This is a genomic window from Aeromicrobium sp. S22 (assembly GCF_009661045.1).
Classification (GTDB): domain Bacteria; phylum Actinomycetota; class Actinomycetes; order Propionibacteriales; family Nocardioidaceae; genus Aeromicrobium; species Aeromicrobium yanjiei.
Genome location: NZ_WJWV01000001.1, coordinates 1,028,650 through 1,046,180, shown reverse-complemented (window position 1 = coordinate 1,046,180; position 17,531 = coordinate 1,028,650). Strand labels below are relative to the sequence as shown.

Sequence of the window (17,531 nt, the reverse complement as noted above, 5' to 3'; positions counted from 1 at the left end):
GTGGCGCTCAGGGGCGGGCGCGGGCAGGGAGCTTGTCCACGACCAGGTCGTACGACTCCTCGATCAGCTCCGCGAGCAGCCCCTCGGGCAGGCTCCGGTCGAGCTGCACGGTGATCCAGTGCTTCTTGTTCATGTGGTAGCCGCGCTCGATCGACGCGTACGTCTGGACGAGCCCGGTCACGTCGGCGGGCTCGGCCTTGAGGTTGATGCTGGCGGGACCCGCGACCCCTGTCAGCGCGAAGATCTTGCCGCCGACCTTGTAGACCGCGGTGTCCTCGCCGAAGGGGAACGTGAGCACGGCTCCGGGCAGGGCCGCGCAGAACGCGTGGACGTCCGTCATCGTCCGGCCGACTCTGGGGGCTCAAGCGGGACGTCGGGCTCGGGCTCGTCCTGGTACTCCTTCGCACTGGCGACGAGGTGGTGCACGATCCCGTTCAGACATGCCGCGAGAGGCACCGCGATCAGCGCGCCCACGACGCCTGCGACCGTGACGCCTGCCCCGATGGCCAGGATGATCGCGAGCGGGTGGACCGCGACGAGCCGGCCCATCAGGAAGGGCTGCAGGACGTGCGACTCGAGCTGCTGCACGGCGATGACGACCAGGAGCATGAACAACGCGGTCAGCGGACCCTGCGAGACGAGGGCGACGAGCACCGCGACCATGCCCGACAGCAGGGCACCGATGATCGGGATGAACGCACCGAGGAACACCAGCACACCGATGGCCAGGGTGAGGGGGACGCCGAGGAGCCAGGCGCCCAGGGCGATGCCCACGGCGTCCGTGAAGGCGACGAGCACCGTTGCCCGGACGAAGGCGGTCAGCGACGTCCACGCTGTGTGGCCCGAGGAATCCACCTTGTCGCGGGCGGCGCGCGGGAAGAGCGCCACGACCCACGACCAGATGCGCTTGCCGTCGTAGAGGAAGAAGAACGAGGCGAACAGGGCGATGAAGAATCCCGCGACGAGGTGCGTCACGGTCGACCCGACCTCGCCGGCCTGGGTGAGGATCGAGGTGTCGCTCGAGGAGATCGACTCCTTGGCGCTGTCGACCCAGCCCTTGAGCTGGCTGTCCGTCAGGTGCAGGGGGCCGGTCTCGGCCCACCGCTGGACCTCGGAGATGCCGTCGACCACATTGGCACGCAGCTGGGTCGCCTGGGTCGAGAGCTGCTGCCCGACGAGGGTGAGCATGCCGAAGAAGGCCACGAGCATGAAGATCACGACGATGAAGGTCGAGAGCAGGCGCGGCAGCCCTCGGTCCTGCAGCCAGTTGACCGCGCCGGCGGTCAGGGCGGTCCCCAGTAAGGCGATCGCGATCGGGACCGAGATCTCCGAGAAGTAGCGCAGCAGCCAGATGACGGCGAGCCCCGCGCCTCCGATGACCAGCAGGCGCCACGCCCACTGGGTGGCAATCTCCACCCCGATGGGGACCTGATATCTCTCGCTCACACCCTCACCATCCTCCTGCGTCACACTATCCGCCACGGGGCCGAGGTCCCGGCATCCACGGGCCGGGAACACAGCGGCGCCCCTTCGGCGTTGCACACGTCGTGGAGCACGCCTTCGTAGACTCCACGTGAGAGGTGGAACCATGATCTTTGGTCGCAGCAAGTCAGAGCTCCCGACGCCCGACGCCGCCCTGCCGGGCCGCGAGGGCCGACAGTTCCAGGTCGGCGGCACGCACCTGGTCCTCGGCACCCCCGTCGAGACGCAGGTCCCCGAGGGCTACGAGTCGGCCGTGTTCGGCCTCGGCTGCTTCTGGGGCGAGGAGAAGACGTTCTGGGAGATCCCGGGCGTCTGGTCGACGTCGGTCGGATATGCCGGAGGGCAGACCCCCAACCCGACGTACGAGGAGGTCTGCACGGGCCGCACCGGGCACGCCGAGGTCGTCCGGGTCATCTGGGACCCCGCGAAGCTCAGCTTCGAGAAGCTGCTGCAAGTGTTCTGGGAGAACCACGACCCGACGCAGGGCATGCGTCAGGGCAATGACCGCGGCACGCAGTACCGCTCGGTCATCCTGACCACGACCCCCGAGCAGCAGCAGGAGGCCGAGGAGTCGCGCGAGCGCTACCAGAAGCGCATGACCGAGGCCGGCTACGGCGAGATCACGACCTCGATCCAGCCGCTCGAGCGCTACTACTACGCCGAGGACGACCACCAGCAGTACCTCGTCAAGAACCCGTTCGGCTACTGCCCGCTGCACGCCACGGGCGTCTCGTACGCCTAGGGGCGACGCACGGGGCCGGGTGGCCTGAGAGTCTGTCACCATCAGCGGGTGGCAGAACACCGACGAGACAACTGGGAGCGCCTGGTCGACGTCCCCATGACCGCATCGGCACTCATCTTCCTCGCCGCGTACGCGTGGCCGATCCTCGAGCCCGACCTCGCGGGCTCGTGGGTCGTGGCCTGCCGGTGGATCGTGTGGATAACGTGGGCGATGTTCGCGGTCGACCTGATCGTGCGCATCGCCCTGTCGGAGGACCGATGGGCCTTCGTGCGCAGCACGCCGGTGGACGTCGCCGTCGTGCTGCTCCCACTGATCCGGCCGTTGCGGCTGTTGCGCCTCGTCAGCCTCCTCCACGTCCTGAATCGGCACGCCGGGAGCACGATGCGCGGCAAGGTCGGCATCTACCTGGTCGGATCGGTAACGCTGATCGTCTTCGTGGCCTCGCTCGCCGTGCTGGACGTCGAACGCGGCGGCACGGGCTCGATCCAGTCCTTCGGCGACGCCGTCTGGTGGTCGATCACGACGATCACGACCGTCGGCTACGGCGACACCTTCCCCGTGACCACGACCGGTCGCTTCATCGCCGCCGGCCTGATGTTCTCCGGCATCGCCGTGCTCGGCGTCGTGACGGCGTCCTTCGCCTCGTGGCTGGTCGAGCGCGTGTCCGAGGCCAGCGACGAGGCGGAGGCGGCGACGGCCCGGGACATCGCCGTCCTCCACCAGGAGATCCTCAGCCTGCGCGAGATCATCCTGCGTCAGGGCGAGCCACCCCGTGACGGCCTGACGGACGACGAGGCGCCCGGCCCCGTGGTGCACCGCTGACCTAGGGTGTTCGACGTGGCCCTCACCCGCGCCGAGCTCGAGTCGTACGCCGGTCGGACGATCCCGGACCTGGTCCCTGACGACCTGCGCCTTCTGCTGGTCGGCATCAACCCCGGGCTGGTCAGCGCGGCCACCGGGCTGCACTTCGCCCGACCGGGCAACCGCTTCTACCCGGCGCTGCGGCTGGCCGGGATCCTTCCTGCCGACGTCCTGACACCACAGGACGCCGCACCGGTCCTGCTCGAGCGAGGCGTCGGCATCACCAACATGGTCGCCCGCTCGTCCGCCCGCGCGGACGAGCTGGACGACGAGGAGATCCTCGCCGGGCGAGCCCGGCTCGAGGCGTTCGTCGCCCGGCACCGGCCGCGCGTCGTCGCGTTCGCGGGCATCACGACGTACCGCATCGCATTCGCGGACAAGAAGGCCGCCGCCGGCCGCCAGGACCGCACGATCGCGGGGGCGGACGTGTGGGTCGTGCCCAACCCGAGCGGCCTCAACGCGCACGAGACGGTCGACTCGCTCGCGGTCGCCTATCGCGCCGCCGCCGAGGCCGCGGGCGTGGTCTGAGCCCCTGCTCAGACGCCGTCGCGCACGCGCATGACGTCGGGCATCACGCCATAGAGCGAGACGATCAACGCCTGCACCGCCTCCGCGACCTGTTGGCCCGCGGCCGTCAGGACGTACTCGACGTGAGGCGGCAGGGTCGAGTGCACCCGCCGGTCGACGAGTCCGTCCCCCTCAAGGGCCTTGAGGGTCTGCGAGAGCATCTTCTCGCTGATGCCGTCCACCCGGCGGCGCAGCTCGCCGAACCGTGCCGGCTCGCTCGACAACGCGGCGAGGGTCAGCACCCCCCACCGGCTCGTCACGTGCTCAAGCACCTCGCGAGACGGGCACATCGCGGTGAAGACGTCGAACGGAACCGACTCCTGGGGCATGGGAGACCTCCTGTCATCCGATGCTATCACTTGGTTAGTGCTAACTTTTAGTTGGCACTAACCAATAGTTAGTGTACGTTCTCTGGCAGTGCCCGGAACGTCCGCGGTGCCAAGGAGAGGAATCACCATGACCATCGCCGTCACCGCCGCCACCGGCCACCTGGGCTCGCTCGTCGTCAGCTCCCTGCTCGACCGGGTCCCCGCCGCCGAGATCGTCGCCGTCGTGCGCGACCGCGACAAGGCCCAGCCCCTCGCAGACCGCGGCGTCGACGTCCGTGTCGCCGACTACACCGATGCCGGATCGTTCGACAGCGCGCTCGCCGGGGTCGACCGGCTGCTGCTGATCTCGGGAACCGACTTCGGCGACCGTCGTGCGCAGCACGCCGGCATCATCGACGCGGCCGCTCACAACGGCGTATCGCTCGTCGCCTACACCAGCGCGCCCGCTGCCGACACGTCCACGCTGCCGGTCGCGCCCGATCACCTCGCGACCGAGCAGTATCTCGCCCAGAGCGGGATCGACCACGTCCTGCTGCGCAACGGCTGGTACCACGAGAACTACCTGCCGACCCTCGAGACCGCGCGCCAGACCGGCTCGGTCCTCACCTCCGCAGGTGACGGACGGGTCTCCAGCGCCGCCCGCACCGACCTCGCGGAGGCGGCGGCGGTCGTGCTGACGACCGACGAGCCCCTGAAGCCGGTCTACGAGCTGGGCGGCGACGTGGCCTGGTCGCAGGCCGAGCTCGCGTCCACGATCGGCGACGTGCTGGGCTCCCCCGTGTCGGTGGCGCAGGTGCAGCCCGAGGAGCAGGCTGCCATCCTCGCCGAGGCCGGCGTCCCGCCGTTCTGGGCCGACTTCGCGGTCAGCACCGACGCCTCGATCCGTGACGGCGAGCTCGAGGTAGCCGGCAACGAGCTCAGCACCTTGATCGGCCGTCCGACCACGCCACTGGCCGAGACGCTTCGCGCCGCTGTGTGACCCCTCTACGCCGCGGGGGCCGGGCCGGGCGTCCGCGGCGTGAGCGTCAGCTCGAAGCCGACCGGCATGAGGGTGAGCCGCTCGGAGATCCGCAGCTCGTACGCGGGATCGGGCTCGAGGTCGTAGCTGTGGAGCATCTGCGCGAGCACCAGGACCGCCTCGTGCAGCGCGAACTGCCGACCGATGCACGACCGCTCCCCCGTCCCGAACGGCTTGTAGGCGTGGGGCAGCCGGCCGCGCGACCGACCGGGCAGGAACCTGTCGGGGTCGAACTGGTCGGCGTCTTCGCCCCACACGGTCGGGTCGCGGTGCACGAGCGGGAGCAGGACGAGGGCCCAGTCACCGGGCCGCATGACGTGCCCCGTGCTCAGCGTGGTCGTTCGGCGCGGGCTGCGGCCGAACGCGGGCGCGGTCGGCCACAGCCGCAGCGCCTCGTCGAGCACCCGGCGGACGTAGCGCAGCTTGGGCACCTGCTCGAAGGTCGGCTCGACGTCGGGATCGGGGCCGAGCACCCGGTCGACCTCGGCCTGCGCCTGCTGCAGTGCGGCGGGGCTCCGGCTCAAGTGGTGCAGCGCGAACGACAGGGCGCCCGACGTGGTCTCGTGCCCCGCGACCAAAAAGGTCAGGATCTGGTGCCGGATGTTGACGTCGTCGAGCCGCTGGCCGGTCTCGGGGTGCGGCGAGTGCAGCATGATGCCGAGCAGGTCGTCATTGTCGTCGTCCCCGGCGCGCCGGGCCGCGATGAGATCGTCGAGCAACCGGTCGACGTACGCCTGGTGGTGCGCATTGCGCCGGTCGATCCTGCGCGCCATCATCGCTGAGCCGGGCATCGAGGCGAGCGTCCCCTTGCGCTGCCCTGCTCGGAGGGCGGCGATCATCGCCGGGATGAACGGATGCGGGTCCTCGCGGGTGAACGAGCCGAAGTCCTGGCTGAACGCGGTGCGGCTGATCGTCTCCAGCGTCAGGCGGGTCATGTCGGCCGAGACGTCGACGGGTCCCGGGCGCGCGTCCCAGGTGTCGAAGAGCTCACGCGCAGCGGCGAGCATGATCGGGTGGTAGCGGCGCATCGCGTCGCGGGTGAAGGCCGGTCTCAGCAGGTCGTGTGCCAGCGCCCAGTTGGTCTCGTCGTTGTAGGCGGTGAACAAGCCCTGCCCCGCGAACTCGCGCAGCGCCACGAGGGCGGGCGACAACGCCTTCTCGAACAGGCTCTCGTCGGCCAGCTCCGCGGCCAGCTCGGCCGAGGTGACGAACACGAACTTCTGGTCGAAGATCTTCAGCTCGAAGATCGGCCCGAGGCCTTCGGCCCGGCGCATCGTGCTCTGCAGCGGGGCCGCCGGGTCCGCGCCCAGCAGGTCACCGACGACGGGCCGCCGGCCGGGCGGGTGCGGGAAGGCCTGTCCCGACCAGTTGTTGCGCACCACGACCGATCAGAGACCGGAGCGACGGCTGACAGCGCGGACGACCCGTTGGTAGCCCGATCCGGTCAGCCGGACGAACGCGTCCAGCACCCACGCGTCCGGGCCGACCAGCACCCGCGCCTTGTCCTTCTCCACGCCCGCCAGGATGATGTCGGCGGCCTTGGCCGGCGACGTGCGGGCGAGCCGGTCGAACGACGAGGCCACGTGCTCGTGGTCGACCCCCTCGACCTCGCCGCCGTTGCGCGCGATGTTGGTCCTGATGCCGCCCGGGTGCACGCACGTCACCTTCACGGGACGGTTGCCGTTGATCATCTCCTGGCGCAGCGCCTCGGTGAAGCCCCGCACCGCGAACTTCGCGGCGTTGTACGCACTCTGCGACGGCACGGAGAACAGGCCGAACACGCTCGAGACGTTGACGACGTGTCCGTCACCGGACGCCACCAGGTGCGGCAGGAACGCCTTGGTGCCGTTGACCACGCCCCAGAAGTCCACGTCCATCACCCGGTCGATGTCCTTGAACGACATCTGCTCGACGGTGCCGGTGAATGCGATGCCGGCGTTGTTGAAGACCAGGTGCACGACCCCGAGCTGCTCGGCGACCGTGTCGGCGTACGCGACGACCCGTTCGCGCTGGGAGACGTCCAGGACCTCGGCACGCACCTCGGCGCCGACAGCCCGCACGAGCGACTCGGTCTCGGCGAGCCCGGCGACGTCGATGTCGCAGATCGCGAGCCGCGCACCCCGTCGGGCGAGCTCGACCGCGAGCGCCCGGCCGATGCCCGACGCAGCGCCGGTGACGACGGCGACCTTGCCGCTGAAGTAGGTCATGCGGTCCTCGATTCCAGATACTGCGAGTATCTGGATCGGACGCTAGCAGAAGATCCGGTCAGGTGACAGAGCGTCGGCGCGGCGTCAGGCGGACGTCCGGCAGCGGCGGGGCCGGCACGACCTCCGAGCCGTGCCCGAGGACGTGGCCGAAACGGGCGGCCCCGGCCTCCCAGTCCGCTCGGGCATCGGCGATGTCGTCGTGCGAGCGACCCACGAAGTTCCACCACATGACGAGCTCCTCGTCGAACGGCTCCCCGCCGATCAGCAGCAGGGTCGTGTCCTGCTGGACCTGCAGGCCGACCTCGGAGCGTCCCACGGCCAGATAGCGCATCTCACGATGGGCGATGTCCTCACCGTCCACGGTGACCGGGCCGTCGACCGCGAGGACTGCGTGCTCGAAGTCGTCCCGCAGCGGCAGCCGCACGAACCCCGGCCGTACGCGCACCTCGGCCCCCACGATCGGCGTGTGGGTAGTGGCCGGCGAGACCGCCCCGGCGACCTCGCCGAGCAGGACCGTCGCCGACCAGCCGTCGCCGCCTGCGGTGGGCAGGTCGGGGTGGTGCTCGAACTCCGCGGGCCCACGTCGCGCCCCGGCCGGCAGCGCGACCCACAGCTGGAGCGCGTGCATCGGGGCGTCGGGGTCACCGACCGAGAACTCCGAGTGGGACACGCCGTCACCGGACGTCATGAGGTTGAGCTCGCCGGGACGCAGCACGAGCTCGCTGCCGAGGCTGTCGCGGTGGCGGATCTCGCCGGCCAACGGCCACGTGACGGTCTGCAGACCGATGTGCGGGTGCGGCAGGAGGGTCATCTGGTCGGTCGTCGGCCCGAAGTGATCGACGAAGCACCAGGCCCCCACGGTCGGGAACCCGCGCTGGGGCAAGGTGCGGTGCACGGTGAGACCGCGCAGACCTCCCAACGGCACCTCCCGCGCGCCGAGGGTCATGTCGCTCATGACAGCAGCGTACGTCGCAGCCGGTCGGACTCGCTCGATCCAGGGGTATCCAACGTCACGCCTCCGCGACAGTGGCCAGGCGCGTCAGTGTCAGGGTGACACCGTAAAATCGGTGCGTGCCCCGTACCAGCAGAATCGCCACGACCGCCCTCATCGGTGGCGGGGCAACCGTCTCCGGGTTCTACGGCTTCCTGATCGGCGAGGCGATCCTGGCACGCAAGGCCATCGGGGTCACGGACGATCGTCCGCCGTCGCCCGACGGCCTCTACGGCGACGACCTGCCCGGCGCCCCGATCCGGGTGCTGGTGATCGGCGACTCCGCCGCCGTCGGCTACGGCACGGACCGCGCCGACGCGACACCTCCCGCGATGCTGGGCATCGGCCTGGCCCACGTCATGGACGCGCCGGTCGAGATCCGCTCCCGCGCAGTCGTCGGGGCCAAGACCTCCGACCTCGCCGAGCAGATCGACTCGGTCGACGGATGGGAGCCGCACGTCGCGGTCATCGTGGTGGGGACCAACGACGTGACCCACCGGGTCTCACCGCGGACGTCCGCCGAGCAGCTCGGCGACGTCGTCCGGCGCCTCGTCGCCTCGGACTGCGCGGTCGTCGTCGGCACCACTCCTGACCTCGGCAGCATCCGCCCGATCATGCAGCCCCTGCGCATCGTCGCCCGTCAGATCAGCCGCGACCTCGCACGTCGCCAGACCATCGCCGTCGTCGAGGCCGGCGGACGCGCCGTCTCGCTCGCCGATCTGCTCGGCGACCTGTTCACCGAGAACCGTGACGTCATGTTCGGCGCCGACCGGTTCCACCCGTCCGAGACCGGCTACGCCAACATGGTCTCGGTCCTGGTCCCTGCCGTCACGGCGTCGCTGCGCCAGCGGGCCTGGTCCTCGGCGTACGCCGACCTCGTCTCGCCGCAGCCCCCGCGCGACCTCATGTCGGTGCGCGACGCCGCAGCCGAGGCGTCCCAGCACGCCGGCACCCAGGTCGTCCAGGACGGCGGCCACGGCGGCGGACGGTGGGCCACCGTCCTGCGTCGCCGCCGCGCCGGCTGACATACCCTCACCTCCCCGAACAGACCGATGGCCGGCCCCCGAGGGGGCCGGCCATCGTCAGCTCACGGCTGCTGCGTCGATCAGTTGTCGCCGCGCAGGATCGCGAGGATGCGCAGGATCTCGATGTAGAGCCAGACCAGCGTGACGGTCAGGCCGAACGCCGCGCGCCAGGCCTCACGCTCGGGGATGCCGGCTGCGACACCCTTCTCGACGTAGTCGAAGTCCATGATCAGCATGAAGACCGCGAGCACGACCAGCGCGCACGAGACGAGCAGGCCGAGCGTGTTGAAGCCACGCAGGCCGCCGTTGTCGAGCACACCCGTCAGGCTGAGCACGAAGTTGACCAGCAGGACGCCCACGACGCTGAACATCGCGATCGTGACGATCTTGCGGAAACGGTCCGTGACCTGGATGTTGAAGAACTTGTACGCCGCGAGCGTGCCGGCGAAGGCGATGACCGTGCCGAGGACAGCCTGGAAGACGATCGACGGGGCGTTGACGTAGCCGGCGATGACCTTGGAGAAGGCACCGATGAAGACACCCTCGAAGACTGCGTATCCCAGCACCAGCGCGGGGCTGACGACCTTCTTGAACGAGTTGACCATCGCCAGGACGAAGCCGATGATCGCACCCAGGGTCGCGAAGGTCGCGGCCTTGCCGTACGCGGCCTCGCCGGTGGTCGGGTTCACGATGTCACCGATCGCGAACCAGGTGATGGCCGCGGCCACGGTCAGGACGCCGAGCGTGATGGCGGTCTTCTCGACGACCGAGTCCATCGTCATGCGACCGGTGCCGGTGCCGCGCTCGGTGTGGGTGGGCGAGCCGTTGAGGTCGACCTGCCACTGGGACGGGTCGTTGGCGATCGCGCCGCCGCGGCCGTTGAACTCGGCGCTGCGGGCGAAGACAGGATTGCTGCTCTTCATGTTTCCCTCCGTGGGATGGCTCCGAAAGATGGAGTCGTTGTGACTACCCTATCCAACGCGCGCGACAGCCTTTTTGATCCCTGATCGGTCGTTGCCCTTCGCAACCTCTCCCCGGTGCCGGTCCGAGGGCTCGACGTCTACGCTTGCCCGAGTGGAACCCACCCTCTATCGCTCAGAGCCCGTCTCGTTCACCCGCCGCGGAGGCCGCCTGACCGAGCGCCAGCAGGCCGCTTGGGACGCGCTCGCCGAGACGTACGTCGTGGACGTGCCGCGGCACGGACCGAACACCTCGATCGACCCGTCGTACGTGCTCGACCAGGAGTCGCTCTTCGGGCGCCGAGCGCCGCTGGTCGTCGAGATCGGCAGCGGAAGGGGTGAGGCGATCGTGCACGCCGCGAAGCAGCATCCCGAGCTGGACTTCCTCGGCCTCGAGGTCTACATCCCCGGTGTCGCCCAGACGCTGGTCACGATGCGGCACGAGGGCGTGACCAACGTGCGGCTCGCGATCGTCAACGCGGCAGAGGTGCTGGCGACCTCGCTCCCGGAGGGATCCGTGCACGAGCTGCGGATCTGGTTCCCCGATCCGTGGCACAAGAAGCGCCACCACAAGAGGCGACTCGTGACCCCGGAGTTCGCAGCGCTGGCGGCACGGGTGCTCGAGCCGGGCGGGGTGTGGCGGCTCGCGACCGACTGGCAGGACTACGCCGACCAGATGCGGGAGGTGCTCGACGGCTCCCCCGACTTCGACTTCTCCGGCGACTGGTCCGAGCGCTTCGAGGGCCGCCCGCAGACGCGCTTCGAGGGCAAGGGGCTGCGTGTGGAGCGGGACATCCGTGATCTCCACGCGGTCCGGCGTACGCCCTAGGATGACCGCATGACCGATCTCAGCAATGCCGCGAAGCTGCGGATCTCGGACGGTTTCGTCGTGTGGGTCGTCGGGACCTCGGTCGAGGAGACCACGCTGCTCGACCCGATGCCCGAGGGCGCGGAGATGGTCGAGGTGCGCGACGAGGAGGACCCGGAGTCCGTCGACGCGGCAATCCTGGTGGCCGACGACCGGCTCGTCCTCGCCGACCGCTTCGACGAGATCCTTCCGCAGATCGGCTCGATCCCCCTCGTCTGGGTCTGCTATCCCCAGCACGACAGCGCCGACATCGACGAGGAGTCCATCCAGGAGCTCGCCGCGGACTACGGCTGGTACGCCGAGGAGTCTGTGGTCCTCGACGACACCTGGGCTGCGCTGCGGATCGACCAGTCCTAGCCCGCGGTGCGCGTCCGCCTCAGCGGTTCTTCCACTGAGGCGCGCGCTTCTCCCCGAACGCCATGATCCCCTCGAGGGTGTCCTCGCTGATCAGCAGCTGGTCCATCGCGTCCGTCTCGTGACGGGCCGCCTCGACCGGGTCGGCGATGCCGCGGGTCTGCTCCATCGCCTCCAGCGAGAGTCGCACCGACGTCGGCGAGACCGCGACGACCTCCTGCGCCAGCCGGCGGGCGGCCGCCAGCGCGTCACCCTTGGGGACCGTGCGGGTCACCAGTCCCAGCTGGATCGCCTCCTCCGCGCCGATCGACCGGCCGGTCAGGATCATCTCGTTCGCGACCTTCTCCGGGACAGCCCGCGGGAGCCGGACGACGCCACCGGCAGCGGCGAACAGCCCCACCTTGACCTCGGGCAGCGCAAACGTCGCCGACTCGTCCGCGACCGCCAGCGTGCAGGCCAGGACGATCTCGAAGCCGCCGCCCATCGCGGCTCCGTTGACCGCGGCGATGACCGGCTTGCGCAGACGGCGTGACGTGAGGCCGCCGAATCCGCTGTCGGGGAACCACGGCAGGTCGCCCGTCGTCGCGGTCAGGTCGTTGCCGGCGCAGAACGCGTCCTTCCCGGCGCCGGTGATGATCGCGACCCAGAGCTCGGGATCGGCCTCGAACGCGTCGAAGACCTGCTCGAGCTCGACGTGCGCAGCCGCGTGAAGGGCGTTGCGGACGTCCGGGCGGTTGATCGTGACCTCCAGGACGTGATGGTCACGGTGCACGACGACGTGCTCGTAGTCCTCGCGCAGGCCCACCCGGGGAACGGGGAGCAGCTCGTCCGCCCGCTCGCGGGTCAGGGTGACCCGGTTGCCGTAGCCGAACGACCGGACGAAGACCCGCGAGCCGAGCGGCTCGGCGTCCCCCAGCAGCAGGTCGACGACGTCCTGGTCCCCCGAGACGGTCGAGGCCAGGAACCGCCTGCCGTCGGACTCGAGCCGGCCCACGACGATGCCCGTCGGTCCGCTGCGCTCGTGCTTGACCGTGTAGGTCTCGATCGTGGCCCAGCCGTTGGGCGTGGACGTCGTGTGGGCGCTCGGCTCCGCGTCCAGCTCCTCCTGCAGCACGTCGTTGTCCACGACGGGCCACGGCCGGGGCGTGGTCGCGTACACGCCGACCGAGTACTTCGACAGGATCCCGCCGTTGGCGGCGACCATCCCGTACGAGCCGGGCGTCGCTCGCACACGGTCCACGATCTCCGCGATCGCATGCATCGAGTAGTTGTTGCCCGCTCCCCCGAAGAACGGCAGGCCACCGGTGACCGTGAGCCCACGCGGGTCCTCCGCGGCGAGGCCGACACCGTCGCACACGGCCGAGACCGCGATCGGGTAGCAGCTGTAGAGGTCCAGGTGGGCCAGGTCGTCGACCCCGATCCCGGCCACGTCGAGCGCGTGCGACACCGTGAGCACCGCGGCGGGGCTTGCGCCGAGGTCCGGGCGGTCCATGATGGGGCGCTCCGCGGTGTCGGCGCGTCCATGCACGAAGACCCACCGGTCCTCCGGGACGCCCAGTCGGCGCGCCGCCTCGACCGACATCATCAGCACCGCGGCGGCCTGGTTGACCTGGTCACGGGCGACCAAGAACTTCGTGTAGGGATCGGCAACCATGCGGTTGCGCTCGGTCACGGTCACGAGCTCCTCGGCGGAGCGCTCCGTCGGCGCCGCCGACAGCGGGTTGGCTGCGGCGACGCGCGAGAACGGCGCGAACAGCTCGCCCATCGACTGCGCGTACGTCTCGCGGTCGGTCTTGAGCCTCGCTCGGCGTGCGTGCTCGAGCAGCGCGTACTGGCTGGGCGTGTCCGTCAGGCCGTGCCGCACCTGGGCGACCGTCACGACGCCCTTCAGCCCGTAGCCGCGGTCCTCGACCGATCCGCCCGGCTCGTCACTGAAGTCAGGCTTGTCCTCCGCCTGCGACAGGTGCCGGGCCGTCGAGATCGCCTCCGAGCCCACGAGCAGCACCACGTCTGCCTCGGCGCGGGTGATCGTCTCCCCCAGCTCGGACACGAGGTGCTGCGGGCCCTGGCCACCGGCGACCTCCAGGATCGCGCGGTCCGGATCCGCACCGATGTCCCGCGCGATCGAACGCGCGACGTTCGCCGAGCGCCCGAGCGGAGCGAAGCCGATCGGCGTCGAGATCTCGAACTGCCGGATCGCCGCGAGGGTGTCGATCGCGGCGGCCAGGTCCGGGGCCCCCGCGTCCGCCAAGGCGTTGCGGGCCGCCTCCGCGGCAAGCCCCACGGCGGAGAGACCGCGGTAGTCCGGGTCGTCGACCCGCTCTGCGAACTGGCCGACACCGACGAGGACGGGAGTTCGAGGATCCACGGGAGCACTCATGAGATGATGATACTGACGATTGCCGTTCAGTAATAAGGAGGTGACGACCATCACAAATCGCACCCTGGGTCGACCGCGTGATCCGGAGATGGAGCGACGGGTCCGCGATGCCACGTGCCGGGTCTACGGCCGCACCGGCTGGTCGGGCTTCAGCATCGAGGCGGTCGCCCGCGAGGCGGGAGTCGGCAAGGCGTCGATCTACCTGCGCTGGACCGACCGCAAGAACCTCCTCGTCGACTCCCTCGTCACGACGCTCGCCACCGTCGCGGACGTCGACACCGGCTCGCTGCGGGAGGACCTGCGCCTGATCGTCACCCACCACCTGCGCTACTACTTCGGCGACCTCAAGGAGGCCGCGTTCCGCATGGCAACCGAGGCCTCGTTGACACCCGAGCTGCGCGAGACCTGGGACACCTGGCGCGAGTCCCAGGCACTTGCCGCCCGCGCGACCGTACGACGCGGGATCCAGCGCGGCGACGTCCCCGCGGACGTCTCGGTCACGCTCGTGCTCGACACCCTGCTGGGCGGCGCACTGATGCACGCGCTGGTGACACCGCAAGCCATGGACGGGGCCGACATCGAGGAGCTGGCCGCGTCAATGGTCGACTTCGTGCTGGCCGCCGCCCACGCCTGAGCTACCAGCGCGGGTGGATCTCGTCGCGCAGCAGGCGGTCGTAGATGTCGCGCACGCCGGCATCGAAGCCCTCCGGGAGGACGACCTGCGCGGCCGCCGCGTTGCCGCGCGCCTGCTTCACGTTGCGGGCTCCCGGGATCGCCGAGGTGACGCCGTCCTGCGCGAGGATCCACGCGATCGCGGCCTGCGCGGGCTCGACGCCCTCGGGCACGAGGTCCGCGAACTCCTGGGCGGCACGGACGCCGGTCTCGAAGTCGACGCCGGAGAACGTCTCGCCCACGTCGAAGGCGTCGCCCGAGCGGTTGAACGTCCGGTGGTCGTCTGCGGCGAACGTGGTGTCGGCGGTGTAACGCCCCGACAGCAGCCCCGAGGCCAGCGGCACGCGGGCGATGATGCCCACCCCGGCCGCGCGAGCCGCGGGCAGGACCTCGTCCAGCGGCTTGAGCCGGAAGGCGTTGAAGATGATCTGGACCGAGGCGACGTACGGACGACGGATCGCGATGAGCGCCTCCTCGACCGTCTCGACGCTCACGCCGTAGGCCGCCATGGCGCCCTCCTGCACCAAGGTGTCGAGGTCCTCGAAGACACGCTCGTCGGAGAACACCGCAGAGGGCGGGCAGTGCAGCTGGACCAGGTCGAGGGTGTCGACGCCGAGATTCGCGCGTGATCGGTCGGTCCAGGCCCGGAAGGCGTCCATCGTGAAGTTCGTGGGGTCCTGATCGACCCGGCGACCCATCTTGGTCGCGACGAAGATGTCCGCGTCCGGACGCGAGCGCAGGTACTCCCCGATCAGCTGCTCGCTGCGTCCGTCGCCGTAGACGTCGGCGGTGTCGAAGAACGTGACGCCTTCCTCGACCGCCGCGTCGAGCACCGCGAGCGCCTCGTCGTGGTCGACGTCGCCCCAGTCGGCGCCCAGCTGCCAGGTGCCGAGCCCGACGACCGAGACGTCCCGTCCCGTACGACCCAGTGTGCGTGTCTCCATGGCGTTGCTCCTTCGAGGTGGGGGCCGGCCCGGCGGACCTCTCACGGCCATCTACCCCCGCCTGCCGATCCGAACCATCCGCGTGGCGCAGATGCCCGCTACTTGCCAGAATCGAGGCATGTCCAACGACGCGTCCGGCGACAAGTTCTCCGACATCGCCCGCGCCCTCAGCAACGAGCCGGGCGTCACGGCCACCCTCGAGAACGCGACCGCGACCGCCGTGGCGATCATCGACGGCTGCGACTACGCAGGCATCTCACTGGTCACGAAGCGCGGCGGCATCCAGACCGTCGCCCCGACACACGACATCGCCGCCCGGGCCGACCAGCTGCAGCAGGAGGCTGGCGAGGGACCCGACCTGCAGAGCATCTCCGAGCAGGAGACCATCTACGCGGAGGACCTGCTCAGCGAGGACAGGTGGCCCCAGTGGGCCAAGCGAGCCGCGGACGAGCTCGGCGTGCGCAGCGTCCTCGCGCTCCAGCTCTTCGTCGGCTCCCAGTCGCTCGGGAGCCTGAACCTGTACTCCCGCGCACCGGGAGCGTTCCCCGTGGACCAGCGGGCGACGGCGATGGCCCTCTCGGCGCACGTCGCTGTGGCCGTCGCCGCGTCGACGCAGCAGGACGACCTGGAGTCCGCGCTTCTCAGCCGCACGGTCATCGGCCAGGCCGAGGGCATGCTCATGCAGCTCCTGGGCATCACGGGCGACCAAGCGTTCGCGGCCCTCGTCCGCGTCTCCCAGACACGCAACATCAAGCTGCACCTCATCGCGGCCGAGATCGTCGAGCACGGCGTACGGCCCGATCTCTTCAGCTGAGTCGCAGGCGGAGGTCAGGCGGCGACGTACTCCATCACGATGGGTGTGCCCGGTGGGCTGGTCGACCAGTGCAGCAGGCCGTGCCCCTTGAGGTGATGATGTCGTCGGCACAGCGGTCCCATGTTGTCTCCGGTCGTCGGACCAACCGGGTGGGGTATTCGGTGGTCGAGATCGCAGCGTTCGGACGGCACCCTGCACCCGGGTGCCTGGCAGACGCCGTGCAGGAACCGAAGCGCCAGAGCGAGGGTGTCGGGTGCGAAACGGCCCACGTATTCGTGGGCCAGGACGTCGTCGGTGACGGGGTCGACGACCATGCGGTGCCAGAACGTGCTGCCGGTGGCGACCAGCTCGGCGAGCCAGGGGGCTGGGACGGCCCAGGCGCCGTCGGTGGACTCCGCGAAACCGGGCGTAGCCCCGGCGAGCACGTCGGCGGAGACGGTGACGGCAATGTTCGCGTCAACGGCTGAGGTGACGGCGTCCGAGCTGGTGCACCAGGCCACCAACAGATCGGCCTCGCGCTGAGCGACCGTGCGGTCGTCATCGGGATCGACCGGCTTGCGAGCCTGCTTGCGAAGACGGGCCTCGATGGCCGCAGCCTGATGGGAGGGCAGGTAGGCGTTCAGCCAGGACATCGAGTCGTCCCCGTGAGCCACGGACACATGCCGGTCGGCGCGCTCGGTGTCGGCGCGTTCGGTGGCGAGGTCAGCCTCGACCCGCTGGACGAACCGCCGCAGCCACTGCCGTAGCTCGGCGCCGGTGTGGTCGGTGGCGTAGCCGATCACCCGGCCCTCGAGCCGGGCAATGGACTCGTCCCGGTGCAGCTTCTCGATCGTCGCGCTGATGTCACCCACCCGGTTGAAGTCGATCAACCCGTCCACAAAGGAGGCCCACACGAGTGGTGTCTTCTCGCGCACGCGGTCGGCGATCGACAGTCGCAGGTGGATCTGCGCCTCGGACATCCCAGTCGCCTCACCGATCGTCAACGCGATCGCCGACCGCTCGATCTTGCGCCGAAGCGACGACTCGATCAGTGCAGTGCGGGCCATCTCCGCGTCGCGATAGTCGACCATCCGCCCGATCGCGTACGCCTCGGCCCGGGCCTGCCAGCGCACGACGTCGGACAGGTCTTCTGTCGTCGGTGCTGTGGTGGTGGCCATACCTCCAACCTAGAGGTCGCCACCGACACCCCATCTGCCGTGATCACAGCGGAATTTCGGTGCTCCCGGTGGGATTCGAACCCACACTGTGACGGGTTTAAGCCATCTGCCTCTGCCAGTTGGGCTACGGGAGCGGGTGGCCAGCCTAGCGGCGGGGCGAC

The 17,531-nt window shown here is 69.9% G+C and carries 19 protein-coding genes and 1 tRNA gene; 9 read left to right on the top strand and 11 right to left on the bottom strand.

Annotation, left to right across the window (positions count from 1 at the left end; genetic code table 11):
• Positions 1-7: 7 nt before the first annotated feature.
• Together GEV27_RS05155 and GEV27_RS05150 are read right to left on the bottom strand one after the other, a co-directional pair.
• Positions 8-340, bottom strand: coding sequence for an MmcQ/YjbR family DNA-binding protein (locus GEV27_RS05155; RefSeq protein ID WP_153933618.1), 333 nt, complete (start codon positions 338-340; stop codon positions 8-10).
• Entirely contained in the window at positions 337-1,446 is a 1,110-nt protein-coding gene (locus GEV27_RS05150; RefSeq protein ID WP_309222043.1) for an AI-2E family transporter, read from the bottom strand. The genes GEV27_RS05155 and GEV27_RS05150 overlap by 4 nt, the downstream gene beginning before the upstream one ends.
• A gap of 142 nt (positions 1,447-1,588) precedes the next feature.
• Between GEV27_RS05150 and msrA the strand changes: the two genes are divergently transcribed.
• Genes msrA through GEV27_RS05135 form a run of 3 tightly spaced genes read left to right on the top strand, consistent with a single transcriptional unit; the run spans position 1,589 to position 3,613 of the window.
• Complete coding sequence (gene msrA / locus GEV27_RS05145) at positions 1,589-2,224, top strand: peptide-methionine (S)-S-oxide reductase MsrA (RefSeq protein ID WP_153653812.1); 636 nt, start codon at positions 1,589-1,591, stop codon at positions 2,222-2,224.
• Between the two features lie 48 nt (positions 2,225-2,272).
• Entirely contained in the window at positions 2,273-3,046 is a 774-nt protein-coding gene (locus GEV27_RS05140) for a potassium channel family protein (RefSeq protein ID WP_243838756.1), read from the top strand.
• 15 nt (positions 3,047-3,061) lie between these two features.
• Positions 3,062-3,613: a mismatch-specific DNA-glycosylase gene (locus GEV27_RS05135; protein WP_309222042.1), complete on the top strand. Its 552-nt coding sequence runs from the start codon at positions 3,062-3,064 to the stop codon at positions 3,611-3,613.
• An 8-nt stretch (positions 3,614-3,621) separates the two neighbouring features.
• Here GEV27_RS05135 and GEV27_RS05130 read toward each other — a convergent pair whose 3' ends face one another.
• Positions 3,622-3,981: a helix-turn-helix domain-containing protein gene (locus GEV27_RS05130; RefSeq protein ID WP_153933616.1), complete on the bottom strand. Its 360-nt coding sequence runs from the start codon at positions 3,979-3,981 to the stop codon at positions 3,622-3,624.
• A gap of 127 nt (positions 3,982-4,108) precedes the next feature.
• Here GEV27_RS05130 and GEV27_RS05125 point away from each other — a divergent pair, with 127 nt between their 5' ends.
• On the top strand, positions 4,109-4,960 hold the full coding sequence (locus GEV27_RS05125; protein ID WP_153933615.1) for an SDR family oxidoreductase: 852 nt from the start codon (positions 4,109-4,111) through the stop codon (positions 4,958-4,960).
• A gap of 5 nt (positions 4,961-4,965) precedes the next feature.
• Here the strand turns inward: GEV27_RS05125 and GEV27_RS05120 are convergent, their stop codons facing one another.
• From GEV27_RS05120 to GEV27_RS05110, 3 genes are read right to left on the bottom strand one after another with little or no spacing between them, the layout of a single operon-like run.
• Positions 4,966-6,381: a cytochrome P450 gene (locus GEV27_RS05120; RefSeq protein ID WP_309222041.1), complete on the bottom strand. Its 1,416-nt coding sequence runs from the start codon at positions 6,379-6,381 to the stop codon at positions 4,966-4,968.
• A gap of 6 nt (positions 6,382-6,387) precedes the next feature.
• Positions 6,388-7,206: an SDR family oxidoreductase gene (locus tag GEV27_RS05115; protein ID WP_153910219.1), complete on the bottom strand. Its 819-nt coding sequence runs from the start codon at positions 7,204-7,206 to the stop codon at positions 6,388-6,390.
• 58 nt (positions 7,207-7,264) lie between these two features.
• On the bottom strand, positions 7,265-8,161 hold the full coding sequence (locus GEV27_RS05110; RefSeq protein WP_153933614.1) for a pirin family protein: 897 nt from the start codon (positions 8,159-8,161) through the stop codon (positions 7,265-7,267).
• A 116-nt stretch (positions 8,162-8,277) separates the two neighbouring features.
• On the opposite strand from GEV27_RS05110, the gene GEV27_RS05105 reads away from it, so the two are divergent.
• Positions 8,278-9,222, top strand: a complete 945-nt coding sequence (locus GEV27_RS05105) for an SGNH/GDSL hydrolase family protein (RefSeq protein WP_153653824.1) — start codon at positions 8,278-8,280, stop codon at positions 9,220-9,222.
• Between the two features lie 80 nt (positions 9,223-9,302).
• Here the strand turns inward: GEV27_RS05105 and GEV27_RS05100 are convergent, their stop codons facing one another.
• Complete coding sequence (locus GEV27_RS05100; RefSeq protein WP_153653826.1) at positions 9,303-10,145, bottom strand: Bax inhibitor-1/YccA family protein; 843 nt, start codon at positions 10,143-10,145, stop codon at positions 9,303-9,305.
• A 151-nt stretch (positions 10,146-10,296) separates the two neighbouring features.
• Here GEV27_RS05100 and trmB point away from each other — a divergent pair, with 151 nt between their 5' ends.
• Both trmB and GEV27_RS05090 read left to right on the top strand, forming a co-directional pair.
• The gene (gene trmB, locus GEV27_RS05095) at positions 10,297-11,010 is read left to right on the top strand and encodes a tRNA (guanosine(46)-N7)-methyltransferase TrmB (protein ID WP_309222040.1); all 714 of its coding nucleotides are present in this window, start codon (positions 10,297-10,299) and stop codon (positions 11,008-11,010) included.
• Positions 11,011-11,019: 9 nt separating this feature from the next.
• Positions 11,020-11,406 (top strand): DUF3052 family protein, encoded by a 387-nt coding sequence (locus GEV27_RS05090; protein ID WP_153653830.1) that lies wholly within the window; start codon positions 11,020-11,022, stop codon positions 11,404-11,406.
• 19 nt (positions 11,407-11,425) lie between these two features.
• Here the strand turns inward: GEV27_RS05090 and GEV27_RS05085 are convergent, their stop codons facing one another.
• Complete coding sequence (locus GEV27_RS05085) at positions 11,426-13,783, bottom strand: acetyl-CoA acetyltransferase (RefSeq protein ID WP_153933612.1); 2,358 nt, start codon at positions 13,781-13,783, stop codon at positions 11,426-11,428.
• Positions 13,784-13,871: 88 nt separating this feature from the next.
• Here GEV27_RS05085 and GEV27_RS05080 point away from each other — a divergent pair, with 88 nt between their 5' ends.
• Entirely contained in the window at positions 13,872-14,417 is a 546-nt protein-coding gene (locus GEV27_RS05080) for a TetR/AcrR family transcriptional regulator (protein WP_153933611.1), read from the top strand.
• Position 14,418: 1 nt separating this feature from the next.
• Here GEV27_RS05080 and GEV27_RS05075 read toward each other — a convergent pair whose 3' ends face one another.
• The gene (locus GEV27_RS05075; protein WP_153933610.1) at positions 14,419-15,399 is read right to left on the bottom strand and encodes an aldo/keto reductase; all 981 of its coding nucleotides are present in this window, start codon (positions 15,397-15,399) and stop codon (positions 14,419-14,421) included.
• Between the two features lie 118 nt (positions 15,400-15,517).
• Between GEV27_RS05075 and GEV27_RS05070 the strand changes: the two genes are divergently transcribed.
• On the top strand, positions 15,518-16,213 hold the full coding sequence (locus GEV27_RS05070; RefSeq protein ID WP_194944131.1) for a GAF and ANTAR domain-containing protein: 696 nt from the start codon (positions 15,518-15,520) through the stop codon (positions 16,211-16,213).
• Between the two features lie 14 nt (positions 16,214-16,227).
• On the opposite strand, the gene GEV27_RS05065 is transcribed toward GEV27_RS05070, so the two are convergent.
• Both GEV27_RS05065 and GEV27_RS05060 read right to left on the bottom strand, forming a co-directional pair.
• Positions 16,228-17,370: an HNH endonuclease signature motif containing protein gene (locus tag GEV27_RS05065; protein WP_153933609.1), complete on the bottom strand. Its 1,143-nt coding sequence runs from the start codon at positions 17,368-17,370 to the stop codon at positions 16,228-16,230.
• Between the two features lie 60 nt (positions 17,371-17,430).
• A tRNA-Leu gene (locus GEV27_RS05060) sits at positions 17,431-17,504 on the bottom strand.
• Between the last annotated feature and the right edge of the window lie 27 nt (positions 17,505-17,531).